The sequence below is a fragment of the Paeniglutamicibacter psychrophenolicus genome (assembly GCF_030812255.1).
Taxonomy (GTDB): Bacteria; Actinomycetota; Actinomycetes; order Actinomycetales; family Micrococcaceae; genus Paeniglutamicibacter; species Paeniglutamicibacter psychrophenolicus_A.
Genome location: NZ_JAUSSH010000002.1, coordinates 375,590 through 394,452 on the forward strand (window position 1 = coordinate 375,590; position 18,863 = coordinate 394,452).

Below are 18,863 nucleotides of genomic sequence, written 5' to 3' on the forward strand. Positions count from 1 at the left end.
CAACATTTATTGCACATAGTAATTCAAGCACATGCGGCCCACTATTGGGTACTGAACATGTGCCGGTCATCACACCGGCGCTCCACTCGTATCGATTTGGACGGCAGATGAAAACCACGACCCATATGGTGTCCGCGGTGTGGATGCGGGGAGGAACCAGCAAATGCTGGGTCTTTGAGCGCCAGCTTCTCGATGTCCCCGGCTACACGCTCGACCAAACCCTGCTGCGCCTCTACGGCAGCCCGGATCCCCGGCAGGTCGACGGCGTGGGCGGCGGCACCTCGACGACCAGCAAGGCCGTCATCCTTTCGCCCTCGTCCGATCCCGACGTGGACGTGGACTACACATTCGCCCAGGTCGGCATCGACGAAGGCACCGTCGATTGGGGGAGCAACTGCGGCAATTGCTCGGCCGTCGTGGCCCCGTACGCGTTGGACCAGGGATGGGTCCAGGCCCAACCGGGCGAGACGCTCGTGCGGACCCGCAACACCAACACCGGCCAGCGGATCCTGCAGCGAGTCTCCACCCCGGACGGCCGCTGGGACCCGCAACTGGACACCCGCATCCCGGGTGTTCCGTTCCCGGGCACCGCGGTCGGTCTCGGATTCGTCGACCCGGCCGGGCGCACCACCGGAACCCTCCTGCCAACCGGCAACGCCGTTGATTTCCTGGAGGTGGCGGGCCAGAGGGTCGAAGCCACGTTGTTGGACGCCGGGGCCCCGCTGGTGATCGTTTCCCCGGCAACCGCCGGACTTGCCGGGATCCCGTTTGCCGGCTGGCAGCTGGAGGTCCTTCCCGAGCTGGAGCGCCTCGAGGGGATCCGCCGGGCCGGCGCCGTGGCCATGGGATTGGCCGAAACGCCCGGGGACGCCCCGCGGGCCGTCCCGAAGTTGGCCATCGCCGGTCCCGTCGATGCGTCGGCAGATCCGTCCGAGGGTGCCGCCGTGCAGATCATGATGCTCTCGATGGGCAATCCGCACCCCGCCCTGGCCATCACCGGCAGCGTGGGGCTGACCATTGCCGCCGGTACGCCGGACACCGTCGTCTTTCGCGCCCTCGCCGCCCCGGCGGGGGACGAGCTGGGGATCCGCACCCCGGCGGGCGTCGTGTCCACCTGGCGGCGCACCATCGACGGCAGCGACGTCGTCGGCTCCACGCGCACCGCCCGGATGCTGGCCCGGGCCTCCCTGCCCATTCCCGCCCGCGGATCCGACGCACCGGCCGCCCTGTCCACATCGAAGGAGTACATCATGCCCACCCCTCCAGAGCCCGAGCTCGACGTCGAGGCACCGCTGACACGGCACGTCCCGCTTCCCGATCCGCCACGGCACGCGCGGCGCTCGGTGCTCTCGGCCGTCGGACTTTTTGCCGCGATCGGCCTGGGCACCACCATCTTCGGCGGAAGCCTGTTGAATCCGCCGGCAACCACCGAGGACGGCGACTTTGCCGGCGAGACGATCGCGCTCACCATTCCGTTGGCCGAGGGGGGCGGCACCGATACCTGGGCACGCTTCATCGGTTCGGAGATGGTGCACTTCATCCCCGGCGTCCCCGGGTTCGCCCCGACGAACGAGTCCGGTGGCGAGGGGATCACCGGTTCGAACCACTTCGCGAGCTCCGCGCGTGACAACGGCACGGAGTTGCTGGTCAGCACCGCCAGCACCGTTGTTCCGTGGGTGCTCGGCCGCGATGCGGTGAAGTACTCCTTCGACGAGCTCACGCCCATCCTGGTCAACGGCACCGGCGGGGTCATCTACGGCCGCACCGGCACCGGCGCCGGCGTCCAGGGCCTGTCCGACCTGGTGGATCGTGACAAGCCGCTGGTCTTCGGCGGCATCAGCGCCACCGGACTGGACCTGACCACGTTGGTGGCCTTCGACCTGCTGGAGGCCGAGACCACCGCCACGTTCGGGTTCGAGGGCCGCGGCCCGGTCAACCTGGCGCTCCAGCGCGGAGAGGTGGACATCGACTACACGACCACCAGCTCCTACGCTTCGGCAGTGAAGGGCATCGTCGAGGAGGACAAGGCCACCGTGCTGATGTCCTTCGGACAGCTTGACGCCCAGGGCAACGTCGCCAGGGACCCGAACTTCCCCGATGTCCTCACCGTCGTGGAGGCCTACAAGGAAATCCATGGAACCGAACCGGCCGGGGAGAAGCTCGAGGCCTACAAGACGCTTCTGGGCCTGACCTACACCTACCAAAAGGGACTGTGGGCCCCGGCGGGAACCCCCGACAAGGCCGTGGAACTGCTGCGCGAATCCGCCCACAAGATGTCCGAGGACGCCGCGTTCAACGACAAGGCCGACACGATCCTGGGTGGCTATCCGATCAGTGCGGACGCACAGCTTCCGCAGCGTGTCGCCGAGGCCTACACGGTGACCGACAGCACCCGCCAATATGTGCAGCGCCTGCTGCACGACACCTACGACATCACTGTCGAGTAAGGGACCCATCATGCTCGAATCAGCCATGGCCGCACTGGCCTCCCTGGCGGACCCCTCGTTGCTGTTAATGCTCCTCATCGGAGTCGTGGCGGGACTGGTCATGGGTCTCATCCCGGGACTCGGCGGCACCGGTGCCGTCGCCATCCTCCTGCCCGTCACCTTCGGCATGGAACCCGCCTCCGCGCTGGCCCTGCTCATCGGTGCGCTGGCCGTCGTCCATACCTCGGACACCGTCTCGGCCGTGCTGCTGGGTGCCCCGGGGTCGGCATCGGCCTCCGTCACCATGCTCGACGGCTACTCCATGGCGCGGAAGGGCCAGGCAAAACGCGCGTTGAGCCTGGCGTTCCTTTCCTCCATGGCCGGCGGTGTCATCGGTGCGGTGGGCCTCACGCTCGCCATCCCGCTGGCACGTCCGTTGGTCCTCTCCTTCGCCAGCCCCGAGCTGTTCATGCTCACGGTTCTCGGCGTGGCCCTCGCGGCCGTGCTCTCCCGCGGCAACGTCGTCAAGGGACTCGTGGCCGGCATGCTCGGCCTGCTGCTCGGCATGATGGGCACCTCACCCACCACGGCCGAGGAACGCTTCACCTTCGGCAGCCTCTTCCTTGGCGACGGGCTCTCACTGGTCGCCGTGGCCCTGGGCATCTTCGGCCTGGCCGAGATTGCCTCGCGGGCCAGCCAGCGCCGCGGCGAGGACGCACCTATTGAGGTCACCGGTGGTTGGGGCTCGGGCATCCGTGAATGGTTCACCCACTGGTCCCAGGTCATCCGCGGATCACTGATCGGCATCTGGGCCGGCATCCTCCCCGGCGTCGGGGCCACCGCGGGAACCTGGCTGGCCTACGGCCAGGCCGTGGCCACCGCCAAGGACAAGCGCAAATTCGGCAAGGGCGACCCCCGCGGAATCGTCGGACCGGAAAGCGCCAACAACTCCGTCGAGGCCGGCGACCTGATCCCGACCCTGCTCTTCGGCATTCCCGGCGGCGTGCCCTCGGCCATGCTCCTGGGAATGCTGCTGACCTACGGCATCCAGCCGGGCCCGGCCATCATCAACGAGCACCTTGACCTGATGTACCTGATCGTCTGGTCGTTCGCGATCGCCTCGGTGCTCGGCGCGTTGTTCTGCTTCCTGGCCGTCCGTCCGCTCTCTTCCCTCACCAAGGTCCCGTTCGCGGTGCTTTCCGCCGGACTCATCGCCATCATGCTCCTGGGCGCCTTCCAGGAAGGCGGCCAGCTCGGCGACCTGTGGGTCATGGTCCTGCTCGGCGTTGCCGGCTGGGTCCTGAAGTCCACGGGCTTCCCCCGCGCACCGTTCCTCATCGGCTTCGTGCTGGCCATTCCCCTGGAGCGCTACTACTTCTTGACCGACAGCCTCTACGAGGGCTTCGAATGGATGCTGCGCCCGGGGACCATGGTCTTCATCGCGATCCTGGTGTTGCCGAGCCTCTGGAACATCTTCAAGTGGTTCCGTGCCCGTCGCAGCCTGGACAATGACGACGATGCGAGCTTTGAGTCCGCTGCAGACGCCGATGCGCCGTTGAAAAACAGCTCGTGGTCGCTCGGTGCGGGCGTCGGCGCCCTCATCGTTTTCATCGGTTCCATTGCCCTGTCCTCGCAGTTCTCCTCCGAGGCGCGGTTGGTGCCGCAACTGGTCGGGTGGGGCGGCCTCCTGCTCACGGTGGCGCTGCTGGTCCAGGAAATCCGGGTGTGGAGCAAGAAGCGCTCGCTTCAGCCGGTGGGCGCGGATGGTGGTGGAAGATTGCCGGGCGACGATGCCACCCCAGGGGGTGTCGCTGTCCTCGCGCAGGGAGCGTCCTCGCCGGGAAGTTCACCGCAGCACCTCGCCACGGCGACGGCGGTGGACTCGGCAAAGCCGAGTGCGGACACGCCCTTCGCATTCAAGACCTTCGCGTGGATGGCCGGATTCCTGGTGCTGACCGCCGTTTTGGGATACCTCGCCGCGGTGATGATCTTCGTCCCGGCCTTCCTGCTCATCGTGGCCAGGGCGCGGATCAAGACCACGGTGATCTATACCGGCATCCTCTTCCTGGTGTTGATGTTGCTGCCAACCCTGCTGCCCATCGACCTGCCCCAGGGCTGGCTCGGCCAGCTCGTTTCCTGACCTCTTTCAAGAAGGAGAAGAACATGGCCATCGTGGCTTGCTACACCAACACCCCCGAGGGGCACGCCGCCGTTGCGAGGGCCCACCAGGAATCGTCCCGGCTGGGGGAGGAACTGGTGGTCGTCAACATCGACAGCAACGGATCCGGCATCGGGACCGAAGCCAGCGGGCTTGACCTCACCGGCACCGGGACGTCCCGTGTCAGGGTGCTGCCGCCGTCACCATCCATCCATGATGCAGCCGACCTGGTCCTGCAGACCCAGCAGGAACTCAACGCCACCCTGATCGTCCTCGGACTGCGGCGCCGGTCCAGGGTGGGGAAGCTGATCATGGGCAGCCACGCCCAGCGAATCCTCATCGAGGCAGACTGCCCGGTTCTCACCTTGAAGGCAGTCTAAACACCAGGCTCCCAACGACACATCGGCAGAGCTAGCCGTCGTTGGGGATAGGGAGGTCCGTCCGGCAGCTGCCGGACGGACCTTTTCCTTCGGCGCGCCCGGTTTCCCGTCCCCGCGGTGCGCCACATCCATGAACGTGACGAGGGACACGGACCCCGTGGGTCGGTCCGCAGATAAGCAACGCTTCAACTATGTGTACTTTTGGTTCATTCTCTGGAATCTTGGTGCGCATTAGCGACAATGAGCCACCGCTATTCTCGATATCAGTCCGAACGCGAGCTCCTTTGTGTTGAGTTATCAGTGTATGAAGCAAAGCTACATACCCCTTCATCAGATTCACATGGTCTTCATTTGTGATCCAGCCTATGGTTTTGTGACGCCCGGCTCATATGACCCGGCTCATATGAGCGGCACGACGAGATGTAGGAATTGCAATGAAGATACAAGCTGAGTGGATGCGCGGAGGTACCAGCAAATGCTGGGTCTTCGAAACCGATCACCTGGACACGACCACAACCGGTTTGGATGAACTGCTTCCGCGGATGTTCGGCAGCCCCGACCAGCGACAGATTGACGGCGTCGGCGGGGCAACCTCGACAACCAGCAAGGCGGTGATCCTCCACCGGTCATCCGATCCCGAGATCGATGTGGAATTCACCTTTGCCCAGGTCGGCATCGAAGAGGCCACGGTGGACTGGGGAAGCAACTGCGGAAATTGCTCCGCGGTCGTGGGGCTGTATGCAATCGAGAAGGGGTGGGTGCTCCCGCAGACAGACGCAACCCGGATCACCACCCGCAACACGAACACCGGGCAGGTCATTATCCAGCGGGTGCCCACCCCCGGAGGGGCCCTGCCCATCGTCCCGGATGCGCACATGCCCGGCGTCGTGTTTCCCGGGTACAAGGTCGGACTCGGATTCCGGGATCCGGCGGGCATGACCACGGGAAGCCTGCTGCCCTCGGGCGCGGCCAACGACTCGCTCACCGCTGACGGAACACAGTGGACCGTGTCCATGGTGGACGCGGGAGCCCCCGTGGTCATCGTCCGTGCCGAGGACCTGGGATTGGACGTTGCCCGGTACGACACGTGGGTCGGCGGAGTCGAACTGCAACTGGACACCCTGGAAAAAATCCGCCGGCAGGCAGCCGTGCTCATGGGGCTCGCGGCCACCTCCTCCGAGGCCGCCCGGGCCATCCCCAAGGTCGCGATCGTCGGTGCCCCGGCCTCCGACGCGAATTGCGACGTGAACGTCATGATGCTCTCGATGGGCAAACCCCACCCGGCGCTGGCCATTACCGGAAGCATTGCACTGACTCTTGCCGCACGGACCCCCGGAACCGTGCTGAGCGACATCACCGGCACCACGCCGCATGCCACGTTGCGGCTGCGCACCCCCGCGGGCGTGATCGAGACGTGGAGCGAGGAGCGAGACGGTTCGCTGCTGGTCGGCGTCGACCGAACGGCCCGCACCATCGCCAGTGCCACCATTCACCTCCCCGAGGCCATCGGCAGCGCCGCCGAAGCCTCACTAGCAAGCGCCAGTTACTGAGGAGCCACACCATGACCAAGACAGCATTGAAGCCCGCCCCGCCGGCCGAGGCCGACGTTCGCGCGCCGTCATCCGTGCGACCGGACCGCAACCGCCGTGTCATGCTTATTGCGGTTGCCGCGATCGCATTCCTCGGTCTGCTCGCCCTCGTCATGGGGCGTGCCATTTTCTCCCCGGCGGCCGCCGCTGATTCGGAGCCGCCCATGACTTCCACGCAGATCATCCCCCTGGTCATCCTCGTCGTGATGTTTATCGTTGCGACGAAATGGCCCGTGAACATCGGCGTGATGGGGCTGGTCGCCTCCTTTGGCGTCGGCTACTTCATGCTCGGCATGAGCGACAAGGAGATCCTGGCGGACTTCCCGGCCAGCATCGTGCTGACCATCATCGGCGTCACCTACTTCTTCAGCATGGCCCAGCACAACGGGACCATCGACATCATCGTCCGCAGCTGCGTGCGCATGGTGCGCGGCAAGACGATGCTGCTGCCATGGGTGTTCTTCCTGGTCGCCGCCGCACTGACCTCCCTGGGCACCTTCTCCCCGGCCGCGGTGGCCCTGCTGGCCCCCGCCGCCATCGGCTTCGCCTACGAATCCCGGATCCATCCGGTGCTCATGGGCGCCTTCATCATCAACGGCGCCCACGCCGGCGGATTCTCGCCGCTGTCCGTGGCCGGCGTGCTGGTGCACGACATTGCCCTGGAAAACGGCTTCCCGATCTCTCCCGGTGCACTCTTTGTCGCCAGCTTCGTCATCAACCTCATTCTTTCCGTGCTGACCCTCGTGGTGTTCGCACTCCTGGGCAAGCTGCGCGACGGCGACGGCATCAAGCACATCGCCGAGGAAGCTGCGGCCAGCATCCGTCCCCGGGGACAGCAGATCTTCACGCTCCTGCTGATCGGCGCGATGCTCGTTTGCGCCCTGGGCTTCGGTCTGCCCATCGGCTTTGTCGCCCTGACCGCCGGCTTGCTGCTGGCCCTTTTTAACATCAAGGCGCAGCAAAAGTTCGTCGCCGGGATCTCCTGGTCGACCGTGCTGCTGGTGGCGGGCATGATCACCTACGTCTCGCTGCTCACGCATGTTGGCGTCATCGACACCCTGGCCCACAAGGCCCTGGCCCTGGGCGCACCCATCCTGATCGCGCTGGTGCTGTGTTACGTGATCGGCGTCGGCTCGGCCTTCGCCTCCTCCACCGCCCTGCTGGCAGCGTTCATCCCGCTGGCCGGTCCGCTGCTGGCAGTGAGCTCGCTGAGCGCCTCCGGCACGGTCGCGGCCATCGCGATCGCCGCAACCGTCGTGGACGTTTCACCCTTCTCCACCGCCGGCGCCCTGGTGGTTGCCAACGCGAGGGAAGATGACCGCCAGCGCGTCTACAAGCAGCTGATGTACTACGCAGGTGGGATCGTCCTGGTGGCCCCCGCACTGGCCTGGGCATTGCTGGTCCCCACCGGGATCATGTAAACACCCGAGTCAATGTCGACGAGTAGGCAGGAGCCCGAGACCGGGCGCCTGCCTACTCTTCGTGTACGCCCAGCATGGACATTTGCTTGGAGGTGAGAGTCCTCTGAAGGAGAAGGTGGTTTAACTTCTAGCCAATGGCAACTGCTTCATGAAATCGCCGTGCTAGGGCGCGGCGGCGCCCGTCATGGCCCGCACCGCGTCGCGCAGCGGTTCCTCGACGCGGGCAACATATTCCTGCCGGGACTCGCGTGCCATCGGGGTTGGGGCGCTGAAGGCGGCCAGCTGTCCGCGGGGAAGCTCAAAGGCCATGGACATCGTCCGGATCCCGGCGGTGTGCTCCTCCTCCACCAATGCATATCCGCGTGTCCGGGCCAGCTGGACCTGTTTCAGGATCTGCCCGGGGTCGGTTAGCGTGTGCTTCGTGCGGGGTTCGGGCGCCGTTGCCTCCAGCAGCCTGGTGGCGCCGTCGCCCGGGAGCAGGGAGAGCATGGCCCGGCCCATGGCCGTGCAATAGGCCGGCAGCAGCCGGCCGCGCTGGACCTGGATGGCCAGCTCGTGGTCCGTTTGGATGTCCAGGACGTTGAGCACCTCCTGGCCCTTGAGCAGGGTGAGCGTGCTGGTCTCGTTGATGCGGCGGGTCAGTTCCTCCAGGACGGGACGGGCCCGCAGCGTGGGGTCGTTTGCGGCCAGGAAGGGATCCGAGAGCTCGAGCAGCTTGGCCTGGGCCGAAAAGCGTCCACCGTGGTGGGTGAAGTACCCCAGCTCGGTCAGCGTGCTTAGGTAGCGCCGGGCGGCCGCGGGGGACATGCCCACCCGCTCGGCAACCTCGGAGAGGGTCAGTGGGGAACCGTCAAATGCGGAAATCACCGCCAATCCGCGTTCGAACGCCTGGACGTACTCGTTGCGGGGGGACCCTGCATCCATGGTGTTGTCCTTCAAGTGGCTTAATAGTCGCGATCTCGGGGGACACAACCCTTGACGGGAGAGCTGCGTCACACCAATACTGTTTCGTGTAGCGAATATCATTTTCGCACAACGAAACCGAAAGGTGAAGAGATGCGCCGCAAATTGTTCACGGTCACCGCATCCGTCTCGCTGTGCCTGGCTGCGACCCTGGCACTGGGCGGCTGCGTGGTCCTGCGTCCCGGTGCCTCCGCCAACGAGGCGGGCGCGGAACAGGTCGAAGCACATACCCAAATCGTCGAGCTCCCGGAATCGGTGCGCGACCGGGGGACGCTGGTCATCGGATCCCAGCTCGCCTCCCCGCCGCTGATCTTCCAGCGCGAGGGCGGCAACAAGATCCAGGGCATCAACAAGGACATCGCCGACGAGGTCGGCAAGCGCCTGGGCGTGAAGATCGAATGGAAGCAGTTCCCCTTCGCCGGGCTGATCCCCGCCGTGCAGTCCGGACAGGTGGACGCGGGCATGGATTTGATCGGCGACACCGACAAGCGCCGGGCCGCCGTGGACTTCGCCAACTACATGAACCAGGCGACCTCCCCGCTGGTGCGCCGCGGCAACCCGCATGACATCAACTCGGCGGCGGACCTCTGCGGCCTACCCGTGGCCATCGTCCGCGGCGGGGTCCAGCTTGATCTGGCCGAGGAAACCAGCACGAAATGCGTGGCCGAGGGCAAGAAGCCGGTGGAAATCAACCAGTACGGCGCTCCGGGCGACGCCCGGCTTTCGGTGCAGGCGGGCCGCGACGCGGCCTTCCTGGGCAACACCCCGGTGATGCGCTACATCTCCGAACAGGAAGCCACCCGCTCCGTCTTCGAAATGGGCGGCGAGGCGACCTACCAGCTGCAGCCCATCGGGATCATCACCTCCAAGGGCAACCGCGAAGTCCACGACTCGATCCAGTCGGCCCTGGACCTGATGCAGGCCGACGGCACCATCGCCGCGATCCTGAAGGAATGGCGCACCGAGGACCTCGCCCTGGACGCACCCGCAAAGGAAACCAAATGACCAACGCATTGCTGTCCCAACGCCAGACCGCACTGGCCGGGGCCACCGACCGGGTGGCTGCCAAGCGCCACCCCTGGCGCATCGTCTTCGGGCTGCTGGCCGCCGCCGTGGTGGTGTGGGGTGCGCTGAACCTCTGGCTCAACCCGGCCCTGGACCACGGCACCATCCTGAAGTACCTCACCGCCGAGTCGATCCTCACCGGCGTGAAGAACACCATCGTGCTGGCGGTCATCGCCATGGTGATCGGCACAGTGGGCGGCTACCTGGTCGCCGTGATGCGGCTGTCCCACAACCCCGTGCTGCGGGCCATCGGCTTCGGATATGTCGCGTTGATCCGCAGCATCCCGCTGCTGGTGCTGATCCTGTTCATGGGCAACCTGGCGCTCTTCTGGTCGCGGGTGGACATCGTGAACCCGTTCAACCACGCCGAGGTCTGGGCCGGCTGGGATATGAACGACCTGGTCACCCCGTTCATCGCCTCGATCCTGGCGCTGGCCATCAACGAGGCCGCCTACATGGGTGAGGTCATCCGTTCGGGCCTGCGCTCGGTGGACCAGGGCCAGCGCGAGGCCGCCACCGCCCTGGGCCTGGGCTCGCGGCACACCATGTCCAAGGTCATCCTGCCCCAGGCCATGCGGGTGATCCTGCCACCGGCCGGCAGCCAATTCGTGACCATGATCAAGATGACCTCGCTGGTCTCGGTGATCGCCGGTGGCGACCTGCTGACCGAGGCCCAGAACATCGCGGCCACCAACCTGCGCACGCTCGAACTGCTGGTGATCGCCTCCGCCTGGTACCTGCTGGTCACCGGGATCGCGACCATCGGCCAGTCCATCCTCGAACACCGCCTTGAGCGCGGCCAGAGAAGGGTATCGATCTGATCATGGCACCGACCACATTGCTGGACATCTCCGAGGTCCACAAGTTCTACGCCAGCCACCATGTGCTCAAGGGGGTGAGCCTCCAGGTGCCCGAGGGCACGGTGGCCTGCCTGCTGGGCCCCTCCGGCTCCGGCAAATCCACGCTGCTGCGCTGCATCAACCACCTCGAATCCATCGACGCCGGCCGCATCACCATGGACGGCACCACCCTGGCCTACGAGGAACGCAACGGGCAGATGCACCAGCGCCCGCGGACCACGGTGGACCGGCAGCGCCAGGACATCGGCATGGTGTTCCAGCACTTCAACCTGTTCCCGCACTACACCGTGCTGCAAAACATCACCCTGGCCCCGAGCCTGCTGAAGAAAACCTCCAAGGCCAAGGCCACCGTACGGGCCCTGGAACTGCTGGAGAAGGTCGGGCTGGCCGACAAGCGCAACGCCTACCCCTCATCCCTCTCCGGCGGGCAGCAGCAGCGCGTGGCGATCGCCCGGGCCCTGGCCATGGAACCCAAGGTCATGCTCTTCGACGAGCCGACTTCCGCCCTGGACCCCGAGCTGGTCGGCGAGGTGCTCAAGGTGATGAAGGACCTGGCCGCCGGCGGGATGACCATGATCGTGGTGACCCACGAAATGTCCTTCGCCCGCGAAGTGGCCGACTCCGTGGTCGTCATGGATGCCGGGATCATCATCGAATCCGGGACACCGGCGGAGATCTTTGACAACCCGCAACAGGAACGCACCAGGGACTTCCTGCGCCACGTGCGCTGAGACCCGGAACCAAGAAGAAGGAAGACATCACGTGAAAAGCTCACTCGTCCTGCTGGGCACCGGCGGCGGACCCACCCCCAAGTCCGAGCGCAATGCCGCCTGCAACGCGATTGTGGTGGGGGACGCCACCTACATCATCGACGCGGGAAACGGGATCGCACGGCAAATGGCCTTCGCGAAACTGCCCTTCGATTCGATCCGGGCCATGGGAATCACCCACCACCACTCGGACCACAACGCCGATGCCGGGACGCTGCTGCACCTGGCCTGGTGCGCCAACCTGCAGGGCCCGGTGGAAACCTTCGGCCCGGCGCCCTGGTCGAAGATCTGGGAATCCTTCCTGGCCTACGCCGACACCGATGTCCAGATCCGCAAGGTCGACGAGGGCCGCCCCGATTTCGCCGCCATGGTCACCGCCAAGGACGTGGTGGACCCCGGCGTGGTCTACGAGGACGACCGCGTGCGGATCACCGCGGCGTGGGTCAACCACCCGCCGATCCCGGCCCTGGCCTACCGGGTGGACACCGAGGACCGCTCCTACGTCATTTCCGGCGACACCACCCCGTGCGAAAGCCTCATTGAGCTGGCCCGGGGGGCGGATGTGCTGGTGCACGAGGTCATGCACATCCCAAGCATCGACCCGCTGCTCAAGCGTTCCAACGGGGCCCGGCTGCGCGAACACCTCATCAATTCCCACACTTCCTCCACGGACGTCGGCGGCATTGCCGAACAGGCCGGCGTCGGGCAGTTGGTGCTCTCGCACTTCGTGCCGGGCAGCCCGGCGGTCCCCGAGGAGATCTGGCTTGCAGATGCACGTGCGGGTTTCGGCGGGAAGATCGTGGCCGGCAAGGACCTCATGGTCATCTAGGGCACAGCGCATGGTGCGTTGCGGTCCCGTGTTTGCAGCCGGAGTCGGCCACCGTCTACGGCTCCGGCCTGGGGCAACCTATGGGCTTTGTGAATCAGCGCCGTGCCCGGGATCCTCGATGGCCTTGATGCCGACCAGCCACTCGATCACGACCTGGTTCATGGCTTCGTTCTTGAACGTGAACCAGTCCTCGCGTTCCTTGGGGAAGTATTCGAGGGCGTCCCTGAAATGCCGGAAGGGCTTGCTGCGGACCAGCGCCTGTTCCAGCTTCCTCCGTGCCTCGCCGTCGGGAAGACCCACGGTGAAGTCCTCCATGTGCCGATAGGACTCGTAGGATTCGAGGGGATCGACGGAAGCGTAGTTTCCCTCTTCGATTTCATCCTCGGTGAGATCTTCGTCGAGCCCCGGCACAATGACCTCCCCGGTATCGAGGTTGAGGTAGTACTCGTGGCCAGTTGAGCGGTCGTTCTGCATCGCCCAGGCAATTTCTTCCAGATTAAGATTCTCGAGTTTTAGCATCATGCTTCCTTGCCGCGCGTCGGTGCACTGTTCCCTTTCAGCCTTGCGCCTGGGCCGTGTACGCGCAAGATCTGCAAGGGACATAAACCCGCCCGCATGGCGCAGGTCCGAACCAGGGCATCGATGCCTCCGGCGCTACTGCCCACCACCCAGGCCACCGACCTCCAGGTGGCCCAGTCGGCCGGGATCCGCCAGGACGTCGAGGCCGGTGATCCTGCCCTCCCGAAAAGTGAACGCCATGATGGACACGACCTGTCCGTGAAGCACCGCGGCCACGCCGGGACGCCCATCGACCAGGATCGGTGTCGAGTGGGCGGCAAGCCGCGCCGAGAGCACCGCCTGCTCCGCGATGGCGGCCGATCCTTCGACCACGCGGTGGCCGGTGCCGTAGTCGACGCGCAGCACCGCGGATTCGTCCAACAGACCCAGCAGCGCCGTAAAGTTTCCCTGCTGCGCCGCAACCAGCCAAGCGTCCACGAGCTCGCGCGTACGGTGCGGTCCGGGCCGTGCGGGATCGGGGGCTCCGCGCAAGTGCCGGCGGGCACGGGAGGCCAGCTGCCGGGACGCCGGAACCGATTTCCCCAGCACCTCGGCCACCTGGTCAAAAGGCTGTCCGAAGACATCGTGCAGGATGAAGGCCACCCGCTCGGCGGGGCTGAGGGTCTCGAGGACAACCAGCAGGGCCACGCCCACCTGGTCGCCGCGCTCGGCTTCTTCCGCCGGGTCACCACCCAGGGCAACCGGTTCATCACGCCACGGCTCGACCTGCCAGGAATATTCGCGCGAGGGGCGGGGAGCCCGCAACATGTCCAGGCTCACCCGGGAGACCACCGTTGTCAGCCAAGCCTCAAGGTTCACGATCGCCCCGGCATCGCTGCGCTCCAGGCGCAGCCACGATTCCTGCACCGCGTCCTGGGCATCGGCGTCAGAGGAGAGCAGCCGGTTGGCGATGGACAGCAGCCGCGGACGGGACCGCTCGAAGCGGGCGGCGAGATCTTCTTTCACTGTCATGTCAATTCCTTGTCCTCTTGACCGTCATCATACCGACGAGGCACAGGGCCTCGACGTGACAAAGGAAGAAGGAAAAGAACCATGAACACACCCATTCTCGTGACCGGGGGCACCGGAAACATCGGCAGCCACGTGCTCCGGCGGCTGCGCGCTTCCGGCCAGGACATCCGCGTCCTCAGTCGCCACCCGCGCGCCAACGAACCCGGAATCGAACATGTCCTCGGCGACACCGTCGCGGGCACCGGGCTGGCAGCGGCACTGGACGGGGTGGACACCGTGCTGCACCTGGCCGGCGGGGCCAAGGGGGACGACATCGCCGCACGCCACCTGGCGGACGCGGCCAGGGCTGCGGGAACCGGCCACCTCATCCTCATCTCGGTCGTCGGCGCGGAGGCGATGCCGATTGGCTACTTCCGGGCCAAGGCCCGGGCCGAGGGAGCCCTCGCCGGCTCCGGGGTTCCCTGGACGGTGCTGCGCGCCGCGCAGCTGCACGACTTCGTCTGGCCCGTGGTGCGGATGCTTGCCCGGATGCCGCTGGTCCCGGTGCCGGGAGGCCTGCGCTTCGAACCGGTGCACGTCGAAGAGGTCGCGGCCCGCCTGACCGAGCTGGCCCTCGGGGAACCGGCCGGGCGCGTGGCAGATCTGGTTGGGCCCGAGGTTCTGGACGTCCAGAAATTGCTGGAGGGCCATTGGGAGGTCTTCGGCCACCGCCACCCGAGGCTGCCGATCCGGATACCCGGGGCGATCGGCAGGGCCTACCGAAACGGGGAGAACCTGGCTGCCCCCGGGGCGCAGCGCGGGCGGCTCGGCTGGAGGGAGTTCCTCGCCGAGCAGGCCGCTGCCGCCCACCGGGGCACGGTGCGGGAGCAACACCGGACCGCCTAAGTCCCGGGAAGAACCGCGGCATTCTTGGCCAGCGTCAGGCCGGCCGGTATTGCCGTGCTGGGAAGGGCAACTGCAGAGGGGGGCGCCGATGCCGGATTCGGGGCCATCCCGGCCGCCTCGCACTGCCGAAGGACTAGCATGAGGGCAGTGGGCCATGGCGCTTGCGCGCCAGTGAAGGGTTCCACCGAAGCCGCGCGGGATGCGACGCGCGTGCCCCCGGCGGGTACGCGGGATCGTTCGAACGCGCAGGACCTGAAGGGAAGACACATGAAGACCAGAGCAGCAGTGGCGATTGCCCCCGAAACAGACCTCGAGATTCGCGAGATCGAGGTCGACGACCCCCGTGCCGATGAACTCCGCGTGAAGATCGTCGCCTCCGGCGTGTGCCACACCGACGCGATCATCCGCGACCAGTGGTACCCGGTGCCGCTGCCGGTGGTCCTGGGCCACGAAGGAGCCGGGATCGTCGAGGCCATCGGCTCGGACGTGCAGGGATTCTCCGTGGGCGACAAGGTCGTCATGGGCCCGGCGTTTTGCGGCCAATGCGAGCAATGCCTCGCCGGGCACCCGATGTACTGCGTGAACTTCTACGACCGGAACTTCGGCGTCCAGCGCGCCGACGGCTCGACGGCTTTTTCGGACCCGCAGGGCGCGATCGGCTCGCACTTCTTCGGCCAGTCCTCCTTCGCGGAATACACCAACGTCGCGGCCCGTGGCGCGGTCAAGGTTCCCGACGACGTGCCGCTGGAGATCCTCGGACCCCTGGGCTGCGGCATCATGACCGGTTCCGGGGCCGTCCTGAATGTCCTTGGGCCGAAGCCCGGATCCTCCATCGCGGTGTTCGGCACCGGGGCCGTGGGCATGGCCGGCATGCTTGCCGCGAAGGCCGCCGGCGCCACGACCATCATCATGGTGGACATCGTGCCCGAACGCCTCGCATTCGCCAAGGAGCTGGGAGCCACCCACACCGTGAACTCCAAGGAGGTGGACCCGGTCGAGGCGATCAAGGAGATCACCGGAGGCGGGGCCAACTACGCGTTGGACACCACCGGCGTCCCCCCGGTGTTCTCGCAGATGACCCAGTCGCTGGCCACCCGCGGCCACGGCGCCCTCGTCGGTGCCGCGAAGCTGGGCACCGAGGCACCGTTTGCCATCGGCAACCTGCTGCTGACCGGCATCAAGGTTTCCATGGTCATCGAGGGCGACGCGGTCCCCAAGGAATTCATTCCACGACTGATCAGCCTGCACGCCCAGGGAATGTTCCCCTTCGACAAGCTGATCAAGAAGTACAAGTTCGAGGACATCAACCAGGCCTTCGCCGATTCCGCGGACGGATCCACACTCAAGCCGGTGGTGGTCTTTTAGACCGAGGGCGTCCACGTCTCAGGGTGACACGCCTGAAGCACGCGTGCGGTGCCTGGCGCCGCGCCGACTTGACCACGGAGTAGCGCCGGGCACGTCGCCGATGACGTGGCGATGGCTGCCACGGCTCGCCAGTTTCCCCGAATTTGACGGAGAATGCGGCAACAGTGTTTGGGTCGCACATGTGTGGCGAATGGCTTGGACGGGACCGGCGTTCGTGACGACAAAAGGAACAATCGCTGAGGCCTGAAACCGCTCCGGGAAAACCGAAGCATCCAGCAGTCCTTCGAGAAAGGGAATCATCCGGATAGAAGAGCGGGCCAATTCTTCGGGAGGCTGCCGCGGCATTCCTTTGCACGGTGAATTTAGCCAAGCGGCCGGACAAACACGGGGGATCAGATTATCCAGCCCAGGGGTACACCGAGCAGGGAGGCCCACCAAAGTTGGGGGGCCTCCCTGCTGGCCTATCCGGTTCTAGGCGCTTTCGCGAAGGCGGTTTCTCTCGCGGGTCATGATGCGGTCGGCACGCTCCAACACCTTTGCCCGACGAGCGTCGGACACATGCACCGTCTTTCCTCCGTCGGAGGTCAGAACCACTTTGATGGTGCGGCGTTTGCTAGGAGTCTCCAAGAACTTGTACTTATCGGTGAGGGCCTCGTCAGCCGTCGTGATCGTTGGCATCGGTGCCTCCTTCGCCGTTGGTCTCGTCATTATCCCCTGCTGGCGCTTCTTCGGCTAGAGCTGCATCCAGCTCTTCATCCAGATACTCCCCATACACCGCGGAAGAAACTTCTTCAAACAATGCGGAGTCTTCTTTTGTGGCCAGGCCGCTCTTGCCTAGGGTTTGCAAGACGGTCAAGCCGACATCTTGTTTTTGTGCATCTTCGGACAGTGAATTATCGATTGTCCATTGTGCTCGCTTCCACCATTCCGCACGCTTGTCCGCTTTCGTTTTCTGGCGATAAGCAAGGAAAGCAACTCCAACGACCAAGAAGGTTGCCACGGGTGCGAAGCCGCCAATCGCGGCGGCCCAATGTGAAAGTTCCGGCGGTGGCCCCTGCGCTGGAATGAAGAGTTGCATCTGATCCGCACGGTCGGTTTCCCACACATAAGTCCGAGAACGGGCGCTGGCCCAAAAAATACCCCGAACCAAATCCCCGGGCGCCTCGTTGAAACTTCAGTCAACATGAGAGCCATGCGAGACCGTGGAACCAAAGGCACCTGAGGGAAACGCCATGCGGCCCCGGGGCCTGGCTCGGATGTGTTCGAGGCAGGCCTTGGGGCCACAATCTGTGTGTGGCGTCAAGCCTTACTTGTTGCCGACCTTGGAGAACAGCGCGCGGACCGCGGCCTGCACGCCGGTGCCCAGCGTCGGCTCGATGACCGGGGCGAAGAACGGGGAGTGGTTGGCCGGCGGGTGGCCGGCGGCCAGGGTCGCCGCGTCGTTGCCGCCGAAGAACCAGAACACCGAGGGCACGCCGATCGCCGCGGCGAGGGCGCCGAAGTCCTCGCTGCCCATGACCGGCGAGCCCTGGCGAACGCGTTCCTCGCCGAACTCGGCACGGAACTGCTCGGCAAGCTTCTCGGTCTCGGTCGGGTCGTTGTACAGCGGCGGGAAGCTGGAGATGTCCTCGATCAGTGGCTCGGGTGCGCCGGAGGCCTGCGCCTCGGCGGCAATGATGCGCCGGATCGACGAGAGCACGATGTCCCTGACCTCGGGATCGAAGGTGCGCACGTTGATGGTGAACACCGCACGGTCGGGAATGACGTTTTCCTTCAGGCCCGCATGGAAGGACCCGATGGTCACCACCGCGGCGGACTGCGGGGCGACCTGGCGCGAAACTATCGTCTGCAGGCGCAGCACCATGGAGGCGCCCAAGACGATGGGGTCGATGGACCGCTCGGGCATCGAACCGTGGGAACCCTGGCCGTAGACCGTGACCTTGAAGGAATCCGCGGTGGTCATGGCCGCACCGCCCATGATCTCCACGGTGCCGGTGAGCCCGTTCATCACGTGCTGGCCGAACATGATTTCCGGCTTGGGTGCCTTGTCCCACAGCCCGTCCTGAACCATGGCCTTGGCGCCGGCGGCCGTTTCCTCACCCGGCTGGAGCACGAACACGATCGTTCCGGCCCAGGTGTCCTTGGCTCCGGCGTAGAGTTCGGCGGTCTTCAGCGCGGTGGCCATGTGGGTGTCGTGGCCGCAGGCGTGCATGGTCGGGACCTCGGTGCCGTCCTCCAAGAAGCCCGTGGCGGTGCTGGCGTAGTCCAGCCCGGTGTCTTCGAGCACCGGCAACCCGTCGGTGTCGGCGCGCAGGCCGATGACCGGTCCCGCGCCGTTGCGCAGCACGCCCACGACCCCGGTGCCGCCGCAGCGGAACACCTCGAGTCCCAGGTCTTCCAGTCGCTTGGCCAGGTAGTCGGCGGTCCGGTGTTCCTGCATGGACAGCTCGGGGTTGGCGTGCAGGTACTTGTAGGTCTCGTGCATTTCGGCGGTCGAGTCCTGGGTCAGTGCCAGGGCCTGCGGGATGGAGTTCGTCATCGGGCGTTGTTTCCTTGCTCTTGGGTGGGACGGCGGCACCCGGGAGTGCCGCCGGTGGTAAATGTGGTGTGGATGCGCGGGGT

At 65.8% G+C, this 18,863-nt stretch carries 17 protein-coding genes; 11 read left to right on the top strand and 6 right to left on the bottom strand.

The genetic code is table 11. The features are described 5' to 3' along the window. Window positions 1-107 precede the first annotated feature (107 nt). The 5 genes from J2T21_RS04755 to J2T21_RS04775 all read left to right on the top strand — a co-directional run bounded on the left by J2T21_RS04755 (window position 108) and on the right by J2T21_RS04775 (window position 7,974). Complete coding sequence (locus J2T21_RS04755) at window positions 108-2,447, top strand: PrpF domain-containing protein (RefSeq protein WP_307579011.1); 2,340 nt, start codon at window positions 108-110, stop codon at window positions 2,445-2,447. Window positions 2,448-2,457: 10 nt separating this feature from the next. Beyond that, window positions 2,458-4,566, top strand: a complete 2,109-nt coding sequence (locus J2T21_RS04760; RefSeq protein ID WP_307579013.1) for a tripartite tricarboxylate transporter permease — start codon at window positions 2,458-2,460, stop codon at window positions 4,564-4,566. 23 nt (window positions 4,567-4,589) lie between these two features. Further along, window positions 4,590-4,964: a universal stress protein gene (locus J2T21_RS04765; RefSeq protein WP_307579014.1), complete on the top strand. Its 375-nt coding sequence runs from the start codon at window positions 4,590-4,592 to the stop codon at window positions 4,962-4,964. 434 nt (window positions 4,965-5,398) lie between these two features. Further along, complete coding sequence (locus J2T21_RS04770) at window positions 5,399-6,514, top strand: PrpF domain-containing protein (RefSeq protein ID WP_307579016.1); 1,116 nt, start codon at window positions 5,399-5,401, stop codon at window positions 6,512-6,514. A gap of 11 nt (window positions 6,515-6,525) precedes the next feature. Next, complete coding sequence (locus tag J2T21_RS04775) at window positions 6,526-7,974, top strand: SLC13 family permease (protein WP_307579018.1); 1,449 nt, start codon at window positions 6,526-6,528, stop codon at window positions 7,972-7,974. Window positions 7,975-8,136: 162 nt separating this feature from the next. Here the strand turns inward: J2T21_RS04775 and J2T21_RS04780 are convergent, their stop codons facing one another. Continuing rightward, on the bottom strand, window positions 8,137-8,898 hold the full coding sequence (locus J2T21_RS04780; protein WP_307579020.1) for an IclR family transcriptional regulator domain-containing protein: 762 nt from the start codon (window positions 8,896-8,898) through the stop codon (window positions 8,137-8,139). Between the two features lie 132 nt (window positions 8,899-9,030). On the opposite strand from J2T21_RS04780, the gene J2T21_RS04785 reads away from it, so the two are divergent. Genes J2T21_RS04785 through J2T21_RS04800 form a run of 4 tightly spaced genes read left to right on the top strand, consistent with a single transcriptional unit; the run spans window position 9,031 to window position 12,461 of the window. Then, window positions 9,031-9,942 (top strand): ABC transporter substrate-binding protein, encoded by a 912-nt coding sequence (locus J2T21_RS04785; RefSeq protein ID WP_307579022.1) that lies wholly within the window; start codon window positions 9,031-9,033, stop codon window positions 9,940-9,942. Next, window positions 9,939-10,823 carry an amino acid ABC transporter permease gene (locus tag J2T21_RS04790; protein ID WP_307579024.1) on the top strand — a complete coding sequence of 295 codons (885 nt, stop codon included), beginning with the start codon at window positions 9,939-9,941 and terminating at the stop codon, window positions 10,821-10,823. Before J2T21_RS04785 ends, J2T21_RS04790 begins: the two co-directional genes overlap by 4 nt. A 2-nt stretch (window positions 10,824-10,825) precedes the next feature. Then, the gene (locus J2T21_RS04795) at window positions 10,826-11,593 is read left to right on the top strand and encodes an amino acid ABC transporter ATP-binding protein (RefSeq protein ID WP_307579026.1); all 768 of its coding nucleotides are present in this window, start codon (window positions 10,826-10,828) and stop codon (window positions 11,591-11,593) included. Between the two features lie 31 nt (window positions 11,594-11,624). After that, the gene (locus J2T21_RS04800; protein WP_307579028.1) at window positions 11,625-12,461 is read left to right on the top strand and encodes an MBL fold metallo-hydrolase; all 837 of its coding nucleotides are present in this window, start codon (window positions 11,625-11,627) and stop codon (window positions 12,459-12,461) included. Between the two features lie 78 nt (window positions 12,462-12,539). Here J2T21_RS04800 and J2T21_RS04805 read toward each other — a convergent pair whose 3' ends face one another. Together J2T21_RS04805 and J2T21_RS04810 are read right to left on the bottom strand one after the other, a co-directional pair. Continuing rightward, window positions 12,540-12,983, bottom strand: coding sequence for a UPF0158 family protein (locus tag J2T21_RS04805; protein WP_307579030.1), 444 nt, complete (start codon window positions 12,981-12,983; stop codon window positions 12,540-12,542). Window positions 12,984-13,115: 132 nt separating this feature from the next. After that, entirely contained in the window at window positions 13,116-13,991 is an 876-nt protein-coding gene (locus J2T21_RS04810) for a sigma-70 family RNA polymerase sigma factor (RefSeq protein ID WP_307579032.1), read from the bottom strand. Between the two features lie 81 nt (window positions 13,992-14,072). Here J2T21_RS04810 and J2T21_RS04815 point away from each other — a divergent pair, with 81 nt between their 5' ends. Both J2T21_RS04815 and J2T21_RS04820 read left to right on the top strand, forming a co-directional pair. Continuing rightward, a complete protein-coding gene (locus J2T21_RS04815; protein ID WP_307579034.1) occupies window positions 14,073-14,876 on the top strand; it encodes an SDR family oxidoreductase in 804 nt (267 codons plus the stop codon). Window positions 14,877-15,143: 267 nt separating this feature from the next. Then, window positions 15,144-16,241, top strand: coding sequence for an NAD(P)-dependent alcohol dehydrogenase (locus J2T21_RS04820; protein ID WP_307579035.1), 1,098 nt, complete (start codon window positions 15,144-15,146; stop codon window positions 16,239-16,241). 471 nt (window positions 16,242-16,712) lie between these two features. On the opposite strand, the gene J2T21_RS04825 is transcribed toward J2T21_RS04820, so the two are convergent. The 3 genes from J2T21_RS04825 to J2T21_RS04835 all read right to left on the bottom strand — a co-directional run bounded on the left by J2T21_RS04825 (window position 16,713) and on the right by J2T21_RS04835 (window position 18,780). Then, entirely contained in the window at window positions 16,713-16,919 is a 207-nt protein-coding gene (locus J2T21_RS04825) for a hypothetical protein (protein WP_307579037.1), read from the bottom strand. Beyond that, window positions 16,897-17,319, bottom strand: a complete 423-nt coding sequence (locus tag J2T21_RS04830; protein WP_307579039.1) for a hypothetical protein — start codon at window positions 17,317-17,319, stop codon at window positions 16,897-16,899. The genes J2T21_RS04825 and J2T21_RS04830 overlap by 23 nt, the downstream gene beginning before the upstream one ends. Window positions 17,320-17,547: 228 nt before the next feature. Next, window positions 17,548-18,780, bottom strand: coding sequence for an amidohydrolase (locus J2T21_RS04835; protein ID WP_307579042.1), 1,233 nt, complete (start codon window positions 18,778-18,780; stop codon window positions 17,548-17,550). Between the last annotated feature and the right edge of the window lie 83 nt (window positions 18,781-18,863).